This is a genomic window from Rufibacter sediminis, from assembly GCF_014269285.1.
Lineage (GTDB): Bacteria > Bacteroidota > Bacteroidia > Cytophagales > Hymenobacteraceae > Nibribacter > Nibribacter sediminis.
On the sequence record NZ_JACOAF010000041.1, the window covers coordinates 356,628 to 371,895 of the forward strand.

Genomic DNA, 15,268 nt, shown 5'->3' on the forward strand with positions numbered 1-15,268 from the left:
AGTGGATGAAAGGGTGCGTTTTTAGCTTGGTTAAACAAAAAGAGGCTAAAAACAACTTTCCGCTAGTCTGTGAATCTATTCTGAAAGTTGTCAGAAATGAAAAGAAACGCAGAATAGAACGTTGAAAATGCGGCTTTGGAGCTGGTTTATGATTATTCTGAGTAGATTTAAAGTGGATTGATAGAAACATTTCAAGCAGGAAGTCGGCTGAAGATATCTTTATTAAGGATAAAAGGGAGTGTTTTGTTGAAGATGCTTCAAAAAGTTGGGCAGAAGTTCGCTTGGTAGGTTTATATACTAGTAGGAGAAAAGTATTAATACGATGCGCGGCAGAATCTATCGAAATTGGATTGTAACAATAAATGCGTACGCTGAAGGTAAGGAAATTCACTGAGTCAGGCGCTGGCGAGAAGCACCGGGCGGGAAGTGGTCTATATACAGAGGTTAATTTATAAAGCTTCTAAATAATGCCTAAACAGGCTCAAATAAAGGGTTTAAGGCGAAAAAATACGGGTAAAAGAGGGGGTAAACACCCTCTAAAAATAAGGAATATTGTGTTTGATTAATGGTGCTCGGGTAGTAGATTTGTGGCCGTAATGTACTTTCACTATTCTTAACACTACAATTAAGCTATGATTAGCTGTAAAAAGAGAGCAAAATATACTTTCCTACTCCCTTTTCTCTTTATCTTCTTTGTCTTCTCGTCTGCCTTTGCACAGGCGCCGCAAGAAATGGGGGTTGAAGGGAAAGCTGGTGTAACCCCGGCGGCGCCAGCGGCTGGTGCAGGAGACGGTGCTGACGCAGGCGTTATTGACAACGGCATGACTCTTTTCAAAAACAACTGTACCCAGTGTCACTCAGTGGGGGCAGATGTTGTGGTTGGGCCTGGTTTGCAGGATGTGCACAAGAGAAGATCAGAAGCCTGGTTGCTGAAATGGATCAAGAACTCAAGTGCTCTTATCCAAAGTGGAGACAAAGATGCGGTAGCGGTATTTAACCAATACGCAAAGCAGCAGATGCCATCTTTCGCCTTCTCTGACGATGAGCTGAAGTCTATCATCGCTTACATTAAAAAAGAAAGTGAGAGTCCTACCGCAGCAGCTGCGCCGTCAGCTGGTCCAGAAGGTGCTACAGCCGGTGAAAAGGTTGGAGAGAACGCCATCGGGAACGTAGGTGGTACAGTTGACTTGTTGTTGATTGTATTAGTAGTGGTGTTGATAGTGTTGGTAATCACCCTGTTGATTATCGCCTCCGTTCTTAAAAACTACCTGAAAGGCAAAGGTGACTTGACCGGTGCTGAGCAGGAGATGCTGGAGCGCAGAACCAACTTCGCTAATATCTATAAATCTAAAGCGGTTCGAATCATCGTGGGGTTGATCTTCGTGGTGGTGTTGGTGGATATCTCCATTGATAAAGTAATGGGCATTGGTATTCACCAGGGCTACGCGCCAAGACAACCTATCGCTTTCTCGCACAAATTGCACGCCGGTGATCACCAGATCAACTGTAACTATTGCCACACCTCTGTTTATAAGAGCTCCAGTGCCAATATTCCGTCGGCTAACATCTGTATGAACTGCCACAGCCAGATCAAGAAAGAGTCTCCTGAGATTCAGAAAATCTACCGTGCTATTGAAAACAACAAGCCTATTGAGTGGGTGCGGGTGCACAACCTGCCTGACCTGGCTTACTTCAACCACTCTCAGCACACAAAAGTGGGTGGCGTAGAGTGCCAGACCTGCCACGGTCCAATTGAAACTATGGAAGTAGTAGCACAATACTCTCCATTGACCATGGGCTGGTGTATTGATTGCCACAGAAATACCCCTCTTAATACTGAAGGCAATGCTTACTATGACAACTTGGTGAAGTTGCATGAGAAGCAATCTAAAGGCGCGTTCATTGTTGCGTCAAACGGTGGTACTGAGTGTTCTAAGTGCCACTACTAATCAATTCCATATCCTGAATTTGAGTTTTTGAGATATATGCAAGAAACAATTAAATACTGGAGAGGGGTAGAGGAGTTAAACAATACTCCGGAATTCCAGAAGAATGCTCATAACGAGTTTCCTGAGTTCCTGCCAGTAAGTGAAGCTAATGGCGGAGAGGCTTCCTCCCAAGTGGCTCCCAGACGTGATTTCTTAAAGTTATTAGGCTTTGGGGTGGCCGCTGCCACACTAGCCTCCTGCGAGACCCCGGTACGGAAAGCCATTCCTTACCTGAACAAGCCGGAAGAAGTAGAGCCTGGTGTGCCTAACTGGTATGCTTCTACTTACTTCATGGGGGATATCTACAACCCGGTGTTGGTGAAAACCCGTGAAGGTCGTCCTATCAAGATAGAGGGCAACGCGCTTTCTCCTGTCACCTTGGGCGGAACGCACGCGCGGGCGCAGGCCTCTTTGTTGAGCCTGTATGATAACAACCGCTTAAAAGGACCGGTTGCCAAAGGGAAAGAAACTTCCTGGCAAACCATTGACCAGGAAATCCGGACCCGGCTGACAGGCGTGCAGGGAAGAGTGGTGTTAGTGTCTAACACCATCATTAGCCCAAGCACGAAATCAGTTATCCGTGATTTCGGTGCCCAGTTCCCTGCGTTTGAGCACGTAACGTATGATGCAAAATCTGCTTCTGCGTTGCTGAGAGCAAATGGCGGTCTGGTACCTGGTTATGATTTCAGCAAAGCCCGAGTGATTGTCTCTATCGGGGCAGATTTCCTGGGAACCTGGATTTCGCCAGTAGAGTACTCTAAACAATACATCACCAACCGGAAAGTAACGGCTGATAAGCCTACCATGTCTCGTCACTACCAGTTTGAGACATTTATGTCCATGACAGGTGCTAACGCAGACGTACGTGTTCCGGTGAAACCATCTGAGTATGGTGCCGTAGTTGCGGCCTTATATAATAGAGTTGCTGGTGGTACTGGCGGAGCCGCTATTCAAGCGCCTTCTTCCAGAGTAGCCAAGCAAATTGATGCTGCCGCTAAAGAGTTATTAGCGAACAGAGGCGGTGCCTTAGTCGTTTCTGACTCCAATGATCCGGCTGTACAAACGTTGGTGACCGCCATTAACGGTGCCTTAGGTGCTAACGGAACTACCATCAATACCGCTGCTCCTTCTTACGTACGTCAGGGAGATGACGCCCGCATGCTGCGCCTCATCAATGACATGAACAACGGTGCGGTTGGAGCGGTAATTTTCTACGGAGCTAACCCAGCCTACGATCACCCACTTAGCCAGCAGGTTGTGAGTGGTCTGAAGAAAGTTGGCGTTAAGATCTCGTTTGCAGACAGAATAGATGAAACGGCTGCGCTGGTAGACTACGTTTGCCCAGACAACCACTTCCTAGAGTCCTGGAACGATTATGAGCCGAAGAGAGGCTTCCTTAGCTTGGCTCAGCCAACCATCACTACTATCTACAATACAAGACAGGCCCAGGAATCACTGCTGAAATGGACTGGTTCTACTTCTGATTTCTATACCGTAATCCAGCGTACCTGGTCAGGTATAGTAGGAGGCGGTGCCGGTTGGGATAAAGCAGCGCACGATGGTGTTGCCACTGGATCTACTGGTGCCAACGAGCCTACTGCCCCTGCTGCCCCAATGACCTTGGCTGCGGCTGCGGTAAGCATCAATAAAGCCGGTCGTGCCGCTGCAGGAAACAACCTGGAGCTGGAGATCTATGAGAAAGTAGCCATTGGTGCCGGACAACATTCCAACAACCCATGGTTGCAGGAAATGTCTGACCCAACCACCAAAGCTACCTGGGATAACTATGTGGCCATCTCTACTACTACTGCCAAACGCTTAGAGCTTGAGCAGAATGATGTAGTACGCGTTGCCGCTAAAGGAAAATCCATTGAGCTTCCGGTTCTTATCCAACCAGGTCAGGCTGCTGATACCATTGCTATCGCGATTGGTTACGGCCGCACCCACGCTGGTCAGGCTGCCAACAATGTAGGAGCAAATGTGTATCCTCTGGTATCGGTTGCCGGTGATGGTTTACAGTTCGTAAACACCGTAACCCTTGAAAAAGTAGGAGCCGATAAGCCAATTGCCCAAACCCAGACACACCATACCGTAATGGGACGTATCGTGGTGCAGGAGAACACGCTGGCCAACTACCAGAAAGATCCTAAGAGCGTTACTGAGTACGTGCGTATTGCTACGCCAGACGGACCGCAGAAACCACAGAAAGTATCTTTGTGGCAGGATTATGAGTACAAGAACCACCACTGGGGTATGGTCATTGACCTGAACTCTTGTATTGGTTGCGGATCTTGTACCATCAGCTGCCAGGTAGAGAACAACGTACCGGTAGTAGGGAAGCAAGAGGTGTTGAACCGTCGTGAAATGCACTGGTTGCGGATTGACCGCTACTATAGCAGCGATGCCACCCGTGAAGACGGTGGATTTGAGAAGATGGAGAATCCGTCTGAGAATCCTTCGGTGATCTTCCAGCCAATGCTTTGCCAGCACTGTAACCACGCTCCATGTGAAACAGTATGCCCAGTAGCCGCTACCATGCACAGCACCGAAGGTTTGAACCAGATGGTGTACAACCGTTGCGTAGGTACCCGCTATTGCGCCAACAACTGTCCGTACAAAGTGCGTCGTTTCAACTGGTTCAACTATGCCAACAACGAGAAGTTCGACTACCAAATGAACAACGACCTCGGCAAGATGGTGTTGAACCCAGATGTTACCGTTCGTTCACGTGGGGTAATGGAGAAATGCTCTTTCTGCGTACAGCGTATCCAATATGGTAAACTGGAAGCGAAGAAAGACGGCCGCCGTCCGGTAGATGGAGAGATTGTCACTGCGTGTGCCCAGGCTTGCCCTACTAACGCGATCATTTTCGGGGATATGCTGGACCAAAACAGCCAGATTTCACAAATCCTGAAGAGAGAGCAAGGAGAGCGTGCTTTCCACGTACTGGAAGAGTTAAACACTCAGCCAAACGTGACTTACTTAACCAAAATCAGAAACCAAGCTTAATTTAACACGAAAGATATATGCAGCACGTATCTCCGATAAGAGAGCCCTTAGTAACTGGGGGTAAAACTTATGCAGACATCACGGAAGACGTATGTCGGCAGGTGGAAGCCAAGCCGAATGTCCGTTGGATGATGGGCCTGGGAGTTTCTCTGGTTCTTCTAGGCGTCTTTATTTACTCGGTGTACCGTACCTTATGGTTTGGTATTGGAGAGTGGGGACTAAATAAAACAGTAGGTTGGGCATGGGATATCACCAACTTCGTATGGTGGGTAGGTATTGGCCACGCCGGTACGCTTATCTCCGCGATCTTGTTGTTGTTCCGCCAGAAATGGAGAACCTCCATCAACCGTGCCGCCGAGGCGATGACCATTTTCGCGGTAATCTGTGCGGCCATGTTCCCGGTTCTTCACATGGGCCGTCCTTGGTTAGCCTACTGGGTACTTCCCCTGCCTAACACGTTCGGTTCTCTTTGGGTGAACTTTAACTCCCCACTTCTTTGGGACGTGTTCGCGATCAGTACTTATTTCTCCGTGTCACTGGTTTTCTGGTACATCGGTCTGATTCCTGACTTTGCCACTATCCGAGACAGAGCTACCGGACCAATTGCTCGCAGAGCTTACGCCATTCTGAGTATGAACTGGACTGGTTCTGCCAAACACTGGTCACGTTATGAGACCGTTTCCCTGATCTTGGCCGGTTTGGCAACGCCGCTGGTACTTTCGGTACACACCATTGTATCCATGGACTTTGCAACTTCCGTGATCCCAGGATGGCACACCACCATCTTCCCTCCTTATTTCGTGGCAGGTGCGATCTTCTCTGGTTTCGCGATGGTATTGACTTTGATGATCATCACCCGCAAGACCTTCAAACTGGAAGATTACATCACGCTTGAGCACGTAGAATCCATGAACAAAGTAATCACTTTGACAGGTTCTATTGTAGGGGTGGCGTATATCACTGAGTTCTTCATCGCCTGGTATTCAGGAGTAGAGTATGAGCAGTATGCCTTCATCAACCGGGCAACTGGTCCTTACTGGTGGGCTTACTGGTCTATGATGACCTGTAACGTAATCACGCCGCAGCTTTTCTGGTTCCGTTCAATCCGCCGGAGCTTAACGGCTACGTTCATCATCTCCATCTTCGTGAACATTGGTATGTGGTTCGAGCGATTCGTGATCATCGTGACGTCTCTGCACCGTGACTTCTTACCATCTAGCTGGGTAATGTTCTCACCAACCAGCATTGATGTTGGGATCTATGTTGGAACCATCGGTTTGTTCTTCACCTTGTTCCTGCTTTTCGCCAAGTTTTTCCCAGTGGTAAACATGGCCGAAGTAAAATCAATTTTGAAATCGTCTTCTGGGGTAAGCCATACCCTCAACCCAGGCGCATCTTTGCATGGCACAGCACCTAACAACTCTCACAAACATGACTAGTAAGAAATATATACTCGGGGTCTTCAACGACGAGGATGTGCTGCTGAACGCCATTGAAAAGACAAGAGCGGCAGGCACTAAGATCTACGATGTGTTCTCTCCTTATCCAATCCACGGGATTGATGATGTGCTGGGAATCCAACGTTCCAGATTGCCTATCGTGGCTTTCTTCTGCGGTCTTTGCGGTACTTCATTCGCGCTCTGGATGCAGATTTACATGTTAGGATTTGACTGGCCAATGATCATTGGTGGTAAACCGCACATCGCACTGCCCAGCTTTATTCCGGTAACGTTTGAGTTAACCGTATTATTTGCGGCCTTCGGGATGGTGATTACGTTCTTTATCATCAGTGGCCTGCGTCCAACCCTGAAAGTTCCGGTGATGGATGTTCGCTCCACAGACGATAAATATGTAATGGCCATCGAATTGAAAGAGGGCACTGATATTTCAAAGTTGAATGATCTTCTCCGTTCAAACGGGGCTATTGAAGTTAACGAGAAGGAGGTAGTTAAATAATGAACAATTTCTTTAGAACAGGGGCAAAGGCCTCCTTGATTCTTTTCTCTTCTGCTCTCCTTGCTTCTTGTGGTAGAAGTGATCAGGAACAAGCACTGGAATATGCACCAGATATGTATTATCCGGTTGCTTATGAGCCATTGAAGCAGTTAGCGGACAATAAGAACGCCATTAACCCCGGCGGACTGAACATGCGGGTTCCTGCTTCGCACACCATTGCCAGAGGTAAACTTGGGTTTTATACCCATATTTCCAAAGACAGTGCTGAAGTAGCGGGTCGTGAATTAGTGAATCCACTTACCAGAAGTACTGTTAATCTGGAAGAAGGCAAAGTTCTGTACCTGCGTTTCTGCTCTCCTTGCCACGGCGAGACAGGACAGGGAGATGGTCTGGTGGGAGCGAAATTCAAAGGGGTTCCTAACTACACCCAAGGGCGTTATGCTACCTTGCCGGTAGGCCACATCTATCACGTGATTGTCAACGGCCGCGGCCGTATGATGCCCCACGGTACACAGGTGAACCCTCAGGAGCGCTGGAAAATTGCCATGTATGTGCAGCAACTGCAGAAAGGCATCACCGATGCCACCGGTGCTGACGCAGCTGACACCGGCTCTCAATCTACTGATGCCCCAGCAGGCGCAAGTGAAGACCAGAATACAAACCCAGTAACAGGTACTAGTGCAGATCCCACCAAGGTCACGCAGAACTAACCTATAAAAGGTATTTTAGAAATGATAACGGAAGAAAGACTAACTATCCCTGCAAGCGCCACCAAACGGTTCTTCTACATGATAGCTATTGGCCTGGTGCTTTTAGTAGCAGGCCTGATCATCGCTGCCAATTTCAGCGGTGGGCATGGAGAAGCACATGGGGCAGAAGCAGGGCATCATGCAGCTGGCTGGGGACAGCGTTTACTTGCTAACCTCTGGATGAACAATGTGTACTTCAGCGGTATTGCCGTGGTAGGTATCTTGTTTGTCGCTATTCAATATGTAGCGTATGCCGGCTGGTCAGTACTCATCAAGCGTGTGCCTGAAGCTTTGGGAAGCTACTTATTAGTGGGTGGTGTGATCATGTTACTGGTGTTTTTAGTGCCAATTATCTTCACTGGCCACAATACGCTGCTGCACTGGACAGATCATTCCCTACATGAAGTAGGAAGCCCTAACTATGACCCCATCATCGCTGGTAAAAGCGGTTACCTGAACATCACCTTCTACACCATTAGAATGGTGGCTTATTTCACCCTTTGGTTCCTTTTCTTCAAATGGTTGAGAAGAGAGTCATTGGCAGAAGATCTTAACGGAGGTTTGGATCATTATAACAAGAGCATCCGGTTAGGGGCTACTTTCCTGGTGGTATTTGGAGTTACTTCCTCTATGTCTGCTTGGGATTGGGTACTTTCCATTGACACGCACTGGTTCAGTACCATGTTTGGATGGTATGTATTTGCCAGCTGGTGGGTATCTGGGCTTGCTGCCACTACCTTAACCATCATCATCCTGAAGCAAATGGGCTACATGAAGATGGTTACTTCCAACCACTTGCATGATCTTGGCAAGTTCCTGTTCGGATTCAGCATTTTCTGGACCTATATCTGGTTCTCTCAATTCATGCTGTACTGGTATGCCAACATCCCGGAAGAGGTGATCTATTTCCAGGAGCGTTTAGGAGGAAACAACAATCATTACACTTGGATCTTCTTCTTTAACCTTTTCATAAACTTTGCTTTCCCTTTCCTTGTTCTCATGACAAGAGATGCGAAACGTCAAATGATCATGTTGAAGATTGTATGTATTGCAATTCTGATTGGTCACTGGTTTGACTTCTACATGATGATTATGCCGGGTACAATGGGAGGCGAGAGTGGATTTGGACTGATTGAAATTGGTACCGCATTAACTTTCTTGGGAATCTTCCTGCTTAGATTCACGAAAGAATTGAGCAAGGCTTCTTTGGTTCCGGTGAACCATCCGTTCTTGGAAGAAAGTATCCACCACCACGTTTAAGCATAAAATTTAAAGAAACGGATAATGATTACACTTGCAGTAGCACTATCAATCCTCCTCTTACTGGTCGTTCTTTACCTTTTGTTTAGAATCCAGGTACTGGCTTCTATTTTCAAGGGGAGTTACAGACGTGACATTGGAACGAGCAATAAAGTAAACGCCGCTCTGTTGATTGCTTTCTTCTTTGTAATGGGAGCCCTGTTTATCTGGTCTTTCATGGATTCGAAAGAAGAAATGACGCTTCCACTTGCCTCTGAGCACGGCATCGCCATTGACAGCATGTTCTGGCTCACCATGGCGGTAATCGGGTTTGTATTTGTATTGACGCACATCCTGTTGTTCTTCTACTCTTACAAGTACCAGCACCAAGAAGGCAAGCGCGCTTACTACTACCCGCACAACAACAAAATCGAGATTATCTGGACGGTGATTCCGGCTGTGGTAATGGCTTTGTTGGTATTCTCAGGTTGGAAAACCTGGGCAAAGATCACCAGCCCTGCTCCAGACAACGCTGTTGTGGTAGAGGTAATGGGGAAACAGTTTAACTGGCTGATCCGCTACCCTGGCGCTGACAATAAATTAGGCCACGTGAAGCACACCCTGATTGATGCGACTAATGAGTTCGGTATCGATCTGAATGATAAGAACGCTCAGGATGATTTCCCTGGCGAGACAAGCTCTTTTCACGTACCTAAAGGAGTTCCGGTTCTGTTGAAAATCAGATCCAGAGATGTCATCCACAGCGTGTTCCTGCCTCACTTCCGGGTGAAGATGGATGCGGTACCAGGTATGCCTACTTCGTTTTGGTTCATTCCTACCAAAACCACCTCAGAAATGCAAACCGAGACAGGTAACCCAGAATTCCAGTATGAGTTAGCTTGTACGGAAGTGTGTGGCCGTGGTCACTTTGCAATGAAGATGACCATGGTGGTAGATGAACCAGAAGAATACCAGAAATGGTTGGCTACCCAGCAGACAAAAACCTTCGTTACTCAGCTACAAGCTGCTCCGGCAGATAGTGCTGCCGCAGTTGCGGTGAATTCTACGTCAGTTGCTGCAGGTGCTGTTGCTGCTGCCTCTAACTAATAGTTAACTCTTTTAATAGTATTGTATGTCTAGTACGGATATTTCATTACATAAAGATGTGCACCTAGAGCACGATGATCATCATGATGACCATCATGATCAAAGCTTCATTGAGAAGTACATCTTTAGTCAGGACCATAAGACTATTGCGAAGCAGTTCTTGTTCGCTGGTATTTTCTGGGCCATCATAGGAGGTACCCTCTCCAGTTTGTTCCGCTTGCAGTTAGGTTTTCCAGAGGCTACTTTCACTTTCCTGGAGCCTTTGCTCGGGAAATGGGTAGACGGCGGTAAACTTAACCCGGAGTTCTATCTGGCGTTGGTGACCATGCACGGGACCATCATGGTGTTCTTCGTGTTAACGGCCGGTTTGAGTGGTACCTTCAGTAACTTCCTGATTCCGCTTCAGATCGGTGCCCGTGATATGGCATCCGGTTTCATGAATATGCTGTCGTTCTGGTTCTTCTTCCTGGCCAGCGTAATCATGTTCTACTCTATCTTCTTGGAGACAGGTCCTGCTGCCGGTGGTTGGACGGTATATCCTCCACTGAGTGCCTTGCCACAAGCTATTTCTGGTTCTGGTGCAGGTATGACCATGTGGTTGGTGAGTATGGCCTTCTTCATTGTATCTCAGTTATTGGGTGGGGTGAACTACATCACTACCGTAATCAACATGCGGACGCGTGGTCTTTCCATGACGAAGCTTCCTTTGACTATCTGGGCATTCTTCCTGACGGCGGTGTTAGGTCTTTTGGCCTTCCCGGTTCTGTTCTCAGCTGCCTTGTTATTGATCTTTGACCGCTCATTTGGTACCAGCTTCTTCTTGTCTGATATCTACGTAGCTGGTGAGGCGTTAACGCACACTGGCGGTAGCCCGGTATTGTTCCAGCACTTGTTCTGGTTCCTGGGTCACCCTGAGGTATACATCGTGATCTTGCCTACTTTTGGTATTGTTTCTGAAATTATTGCTACAAACTCCCGTAAGCCAATCTTCGGATATCGTGCCATGATTGGTTCTATGTTGGGGATCTCTCTGTTATCCTTCATCGTTTGGGCTCACCACATGTTCGTGTCCGGTATGAACCCTTTCTTAGGATCTGTGTTCATGTTCCTGACTCTGATTATTGCGGTACCTTCTGCGGTGAAAGTGTTTAATTGGATTGCCACTCTGTGGAGAGGTAACATCAATTTCACACCGGCCATGTTATTCTCGGTTGCCTTCGTTTCTCTCTTCATCTCTGGAGGGGTAACGGGTATCATCCTGGGTAACTCGGCATTGGACATTCAATTGCACGACACGTACTTTGTGGTTGCTCACTTCCACTTAGTAATGGGTAGCGCCGCTTTCTTTGGTCTGTTTGCCGGGGTATACCACTGGTTCCCTAAGTTCTTCGGCCGCATGATTGATGAGAAATTAGGATATGTCCATTTCTGGATCACTTTCGCTGGGGTGTACCTGATCTTCATGCCGATGCACTACATTGGTATCGCTGGTTTCCCAAGAAGATATTATACCTGGACTGGTTTTGATACTTTCAACAAGTTCATGGACATGAACACGTTCATCACTGTTGCCGCGATCGTTGCCTTTGCAGCTCAGTTCATCTTCTTGTTCAACTTTTTCTACAGCATTTTCAGAGGAAGAAGAGCCACTGAGAACCCTTGGAAATCTACTACACTTGAGTGGACAACGCCTGTTAACCCAGGTCACGGCAACTGGCCAGGCCCGCTTCCAGTGGTTTACAGATGGCCTTACGACTATAGCAAGCCGGGTGCTCCGCAGGATTTCATCCCGCAGAACGTACCTTACTCTCAGACGCAGTCTTCTAACCTGCCTCACGAGAGAGATACTGAGTAACGAATGAGAGATAAATCTTTTATTGTTAAAAGGTTTAAAAGGATAGCAGTACTTACTATTGCTTCTGTCTATATATTAATCTTAGTAGGGGGGATCGTTCGTAGCACAGGTTCCGGTATGGGATGCCCAGACTGGCCGAAGTGTTTCGGATCGTGGGTCCCCCCCACTAGTTTAGAGCAGTTACCTTCTGATTATCTGGAGGTGTACAAAGAGAAACGGATTCAGAAGAATGAACGCATTGGCCGAGTTCTTCAGGGAATTGGTTTCACAGAAGTGGCCCAGGAGATTTTTGCACATCCGTCTCAGTACATCGAAACGGAATTCAATGTCACCAAAACGTGGATTGAATATGTGAATAGATTGGTAGGAGTGGTGATAGGGCTTTTGATTTTTCTAACGGTTCTTTACGCTTTTCCTTTCTTGAAATCAGACCCAAAGGTTTTCTGGGGGGCAGTTGCTTCTTTGCTATTGGTGCTGTTTCAAGGATGGTTGGGTTCGCTGGTGGTCTCCACCAATCTTCTGCCAGAAATGGTGACGTTGCACATGGCTTTGGCCTTGGTACTGCTGGCTTTCCTGATCTATATTGTTATTAGGGTACAGCGGGAGAAACTGATTGGTGAATTTGCCTTAGCCTCCGGGAAATTGAAGTTTCTGTTAGTGGCGGTGCTCTTGCTGACGTTTTTACAAGTGATTCTAGGAACGCAAGTGAGGGAGCAGGTAGATTTAGTGGCCTTTGACTTAAACAACCAAGGTCGTGAAACTTGGATTGAGCAGCTCGGGACTTCTTTCTATGTGCACCGCTCTCTTTCAATACTGCTGGTGCTACTGAATGTAGGGCTGTATTTCTCCTTGAAGAAGCTTGGGAAAGCCAATCTTTTGAACATTGCCAAAGCTGTACTGGTGGTCATTGCGGCCGAGATCTTCTTAGGAATGATTCTCGCTTACCTGGCCTTGCCTGCGTTTGCGCAGCCGTTGCACTTACTTTTTGGGACCCTCTTGTTTGGGCTTCAGTTTTTGTTGCTCATCATGTATTATTACGCTCAGAAACATCAATATCAACCTTCACCCGAATTGGTGGCATAAACACGTTTATGTACGTACAAGACGTAACATCCAGTGCCCAGACATCATCGGCCATGAGTAAAGCATCCGCTTATTTTCAGTTATTAAAGTTCCGGCTTTCCGCCACGGTCGCTTTCTCCAGTGCAATCGGTTTTCTGCTAGGTAGACCCAACGCGCCTTGGGTTGAAACTGCTCTGGTCATGTTGGGAGGGTTATTGGTGACTGGATCAGCGAATATTATTAACCAGGTTTTAGAAAAAGACCTGGATAAACTGATGAAGCGGACGGCAAAACGGCCGCTCCCTACGGGCACGGTGTCTGTACAGGAAGCGGTTGTTTATTGTATCCTGCTTTGTTTGGCCGGAGTATGCCTCCTGGGATTTTATTTCAACTGGCTGGCGGCTGCTTTGTCGTTCTTGTCTCTGCTTCTCTACGGTTTCTTCTACACGCCTTTGAAGAGACTTTCTCCAATCTGTGTTTTCGTGGGAGCAATCCCCGGCGGCTTACCGCCCCTGATTGGATGGGTAGCCGGAACGGGATACATAGGAGTGGAAGCTTGGGTACTTTTTGGAATACAGTTTATCTGGCAGTTTCCGCATTTCTGGGCAATTGCCTGGGTGTTGGATGATGACTACAAGAAAGCTGGTTTTAAGATGTTGCCGATGGCGGGTGGCAGAAACCTGAAGACAGCCATCCAGATCATGATGTATACGTTACTGTTGATTCCTTTGGGCTTACTGCCCATGCAATTTGGAATGGCAGGGAAGACTTCCGCCTTTATAGCGGTTGTGTGTGGGGTGTTATTTTTAATGCAGACGTTCTATTTAATGCATACCTGCTCTAAAAGGGCAGCCATGAACATCATGTTTGGATCGTTCTTGTACTTGCCTATTGTGCAGATTGCGTTTGTGGTAGATAGCTTATAAGGAGTTAGTAATGATAATGAATCCTGAAATACAAGTGGAACAGCGGCGGGTGAACCCTCTCAAGTTCATGCTTATTTTATTGATTGTAAGCATTGTGATGATGTTTGCCGCCTTCACCAGTGCCTACATCGTGCGCCGGGAAGAAGGTAACTGGTTGGAGTTTGACCTTCCATCCGTATTATTGATCAACACCATCGTGCTGGTGTTGAGTAGTATTTTCATGCAGTGGGCGTATGTGTCGGCTAGGCGTGATAACATGAAGAACCTGAAACTGTCCTTGATTCTTACCATTGTGGCAGGTACCGCGTTTTTGGTAGGGCAGTGGCAAGGCTGGGGCGAACTGGTCCAGAACAATGTCTTCTTCGGGGGCAGTACGGCTAACCCTTCCGGTTCTTTTCTGTATGTTTTAACCGGTGTTCACGCATTTCACCTGATCACGGGGTTAATTTTTCTAATTATTGTAGTAATTTCGGCACTCAAGTACAGAGTACATTCCAGAAACCTGACCCGTATTGAACTGTGCACCATTTATTGGCACTTCTTAGGGGCCCTTTGGATCTACTTATACGTATTCCTAGTTTTGAACCATTAATAATTTCTGTAACACATATGTCGCAAACAACAACCTTTGAGCAGCCTAACACCGGCACCTGGGATGGGGGGAACGAGCCTTTCAAGGTAAGTTATGGTAAACTGATGATGTGGTTTTTCCTCTTATCAGATGCTTTCACCTTTGCTGCTTTCTTAACTACTTACGGATTAGCCCGTCATCGGCACAAAGCCTATGAAGGAACAAGTGAAGCCTTTACTTTCTCCACGGAGTGGTGGCCAATCCCTGATAAAGTTTTCAATGCATTTCCAGGTTTCCATGGGGTAGACTGGCCACTTGCGTTTGTGGCGTTGATGACCATGATTCTGATTCTTTCTTCGGTAACCATGGTGTTGGCCGTGGAAGCAGGACACAGAATGGACAAAAACGATGTGCAGAAATGGTTGTTGTGGACCATCCTTTTCGGATCTATGTTCTTAGGTTGCCAGGCGTGGGAGTGGACTCACTTTATCTCTGGTACTGATGAGGGCATGAAACTAGCCGACGGAAGCGTTATTCATGGGGCCAACCTCATCGTAAACCAATACGGACCGCCCTTGTTCGCGGACTTGTTCTTCTTCATCACCGGTTTCCACGGTACCCACGTATTCAGTGGGGTTGTATTGTTGATCATGATCTTCATTAACACCGTAAACGGAGTATACCACAGAAGAGGACACTACGAAATGGTGGAAAAGGTAGGTCTTTACTGGCACTTTGTAGACTTAGTATGGGTGTTCGTGTTCACCTTCTTCTACCTGGTGTAATTGTTTGACTCGATAAAATAG

General features: G+C 47.2%; 12 protein-coding genes. All 12 read left to right on the plus strand.

What is annotated here, in order from left to right; translation table 11 throughout:
• Positions 1-632 precede the first annotated feature (632 nt).
• The 12 genes from H7U12_RS17575 to H7U12_RS17630 all read left to right on the plus strand — a co-directional run bounded on the left by H7U12_RS17575 (position 633) and on the right by H7U12_RS17630 (position 15,247).
• Complete coding sequence (locus tag H7U12_RS17575; protein ID WP_241749487.1) at positions 633-1,949, plus strand: c-type cytochrome; 1,317 nt, start codon at positions 633-635, stop codon at positions 1,947-1,949.
• Positions 1,950-1,985: 36 nt separating this feature from the next.
• On the plus strand, positions 1,986-4,997 hold the full coding sequence (locus H7U12_RS17580; RefSeq protein ID WP_186640438.1) for a TAT-variant-translocated molybdopterin oxidoreductase: 3,012 nt from the start codon (positions 1,986-1,988) through the stop codon (positions 4,995-4,997).
• 17 nt (positions 4,998-5,014) lie between these two features.
• Positions 5,015-6,436 (plus strand): NrfD/PsrC family molybdoenzyme membrane anchor subunit, encoded by a 1,422-nt coding sequence (gene nrfD / locus H7U12_RS17585; protein WP_186640441.1) that lies wholly within the window; start codon positions 5,015-5,017, stop codon positions 6,434-6,436.
• Positions 6,429-6,953, plus strand: a complete 525-nt coding sequence (locus H7U12_RS17590; protein ID WP_186640443.1) for a DUF3341 domain-containing protein — start codon at positions 6,429-6,431, stop codon at positions 6,951-6,953. Before nrfD ends, H7U12_RS17590 begins: the two co-directional genes overlap by 8 nt.
• 140 nt (positions 6,954-7,093) lie before the next feature.
• A complete protein-coding gene (locus H7U12_RS17595) occupies positions 7,094-7,663 on the plus strand; it encodes a c-type cytochrome (RefSeq protein WP_241749489.1) in 570 nt (189 codons plus the stop codon).
• A 21-nt stretch (positions 7,664-7,684) separates the two neighbouring features.
• Positions 7,685-8,962, plus strand: coding sequence for a quinol:cytochrome C oxidoreductase (locus H7U12_RS17600; RefSeq protein ID WP_194362561.1), 1,278 nt, complete (start codon positions 7,685-7,687; stop codon positions 8,960-8,962).
• Positions 8,963-9,178: 216 nt separating this feature from the next.
• Positions 9,179-10,048, plus strand: a complete 870-nt coding sequence (locus H7U12_RS17605) for a cytochrome c oxidase subunit II (protein WP_241749491.1) — start codon at positions 9,179-9,181, stop codon at positions 10,046-10,048.
• Positions 10,049-10,073: 25 nt separating this feature from the next.
• On the plus strand, positions 10,074-11,903 hold the full coding sequence (locus H7U12_RS17610; protein ID WP_186640449.1) for a cytochrome c oxidase subunit I: 1,830 nt from the start codon (positions 10,074-10,076) through the stop codon (positions 11,901-11,903).
• 3 nt (positions 11,904-11,906) lie between these two features.
• Positions 11,907-12,986 carry a COX15/CtaA family protein gene (locus tag H7U12_RS17615; RefSeq protein ID WP_186640451.1) on the plus strand — a complete coding sequence of 360 codons (1,080 nt, stop codon included), beginning with the start codon at positions 11,907-11,909 and terminating at the stop codon, positions 12,984-12,986.
• A 53-nt stretch (positions 12,987-13,039) separates the two neighbouring features.
• Positions 13,040-13,891, plus strand: a complete 852-nt coding sequence (gene cyoE, locus H7U12_RS17620) for a heme o synthase (protein ID WP_186640453.1) — start codon at positions 13,040-13,042, stop codon at positions 13,889-13,891.
• 16 nt (positions 13,892-13,907) lie between these two features.
• Entirely contained in the window at positions 13,908-14,483 is a 576-nt protein-coding gene (locus H7U12_RS17625) for a cytochrome c oxidase subunit 3 (protein WP_186640455.1), read from the plus strand.
• A 17-nt stretch (positions 14,484-14,500) separates the two neighbouring features.
• Positions 14,501-15,247 (plus strand): cytochrome c oxidase subunit 3, encoded by a 747-nt coding sequence (locus H7U12_RS17630; protein ID WP_186640457.1) that lies wholly within the window; start codon positions 14,501-14,503, stop codon positions 15,245-15,247.
• The last annotated feature ends 21 nt before the right edge of the window (positions 15,248-15,268 follow it).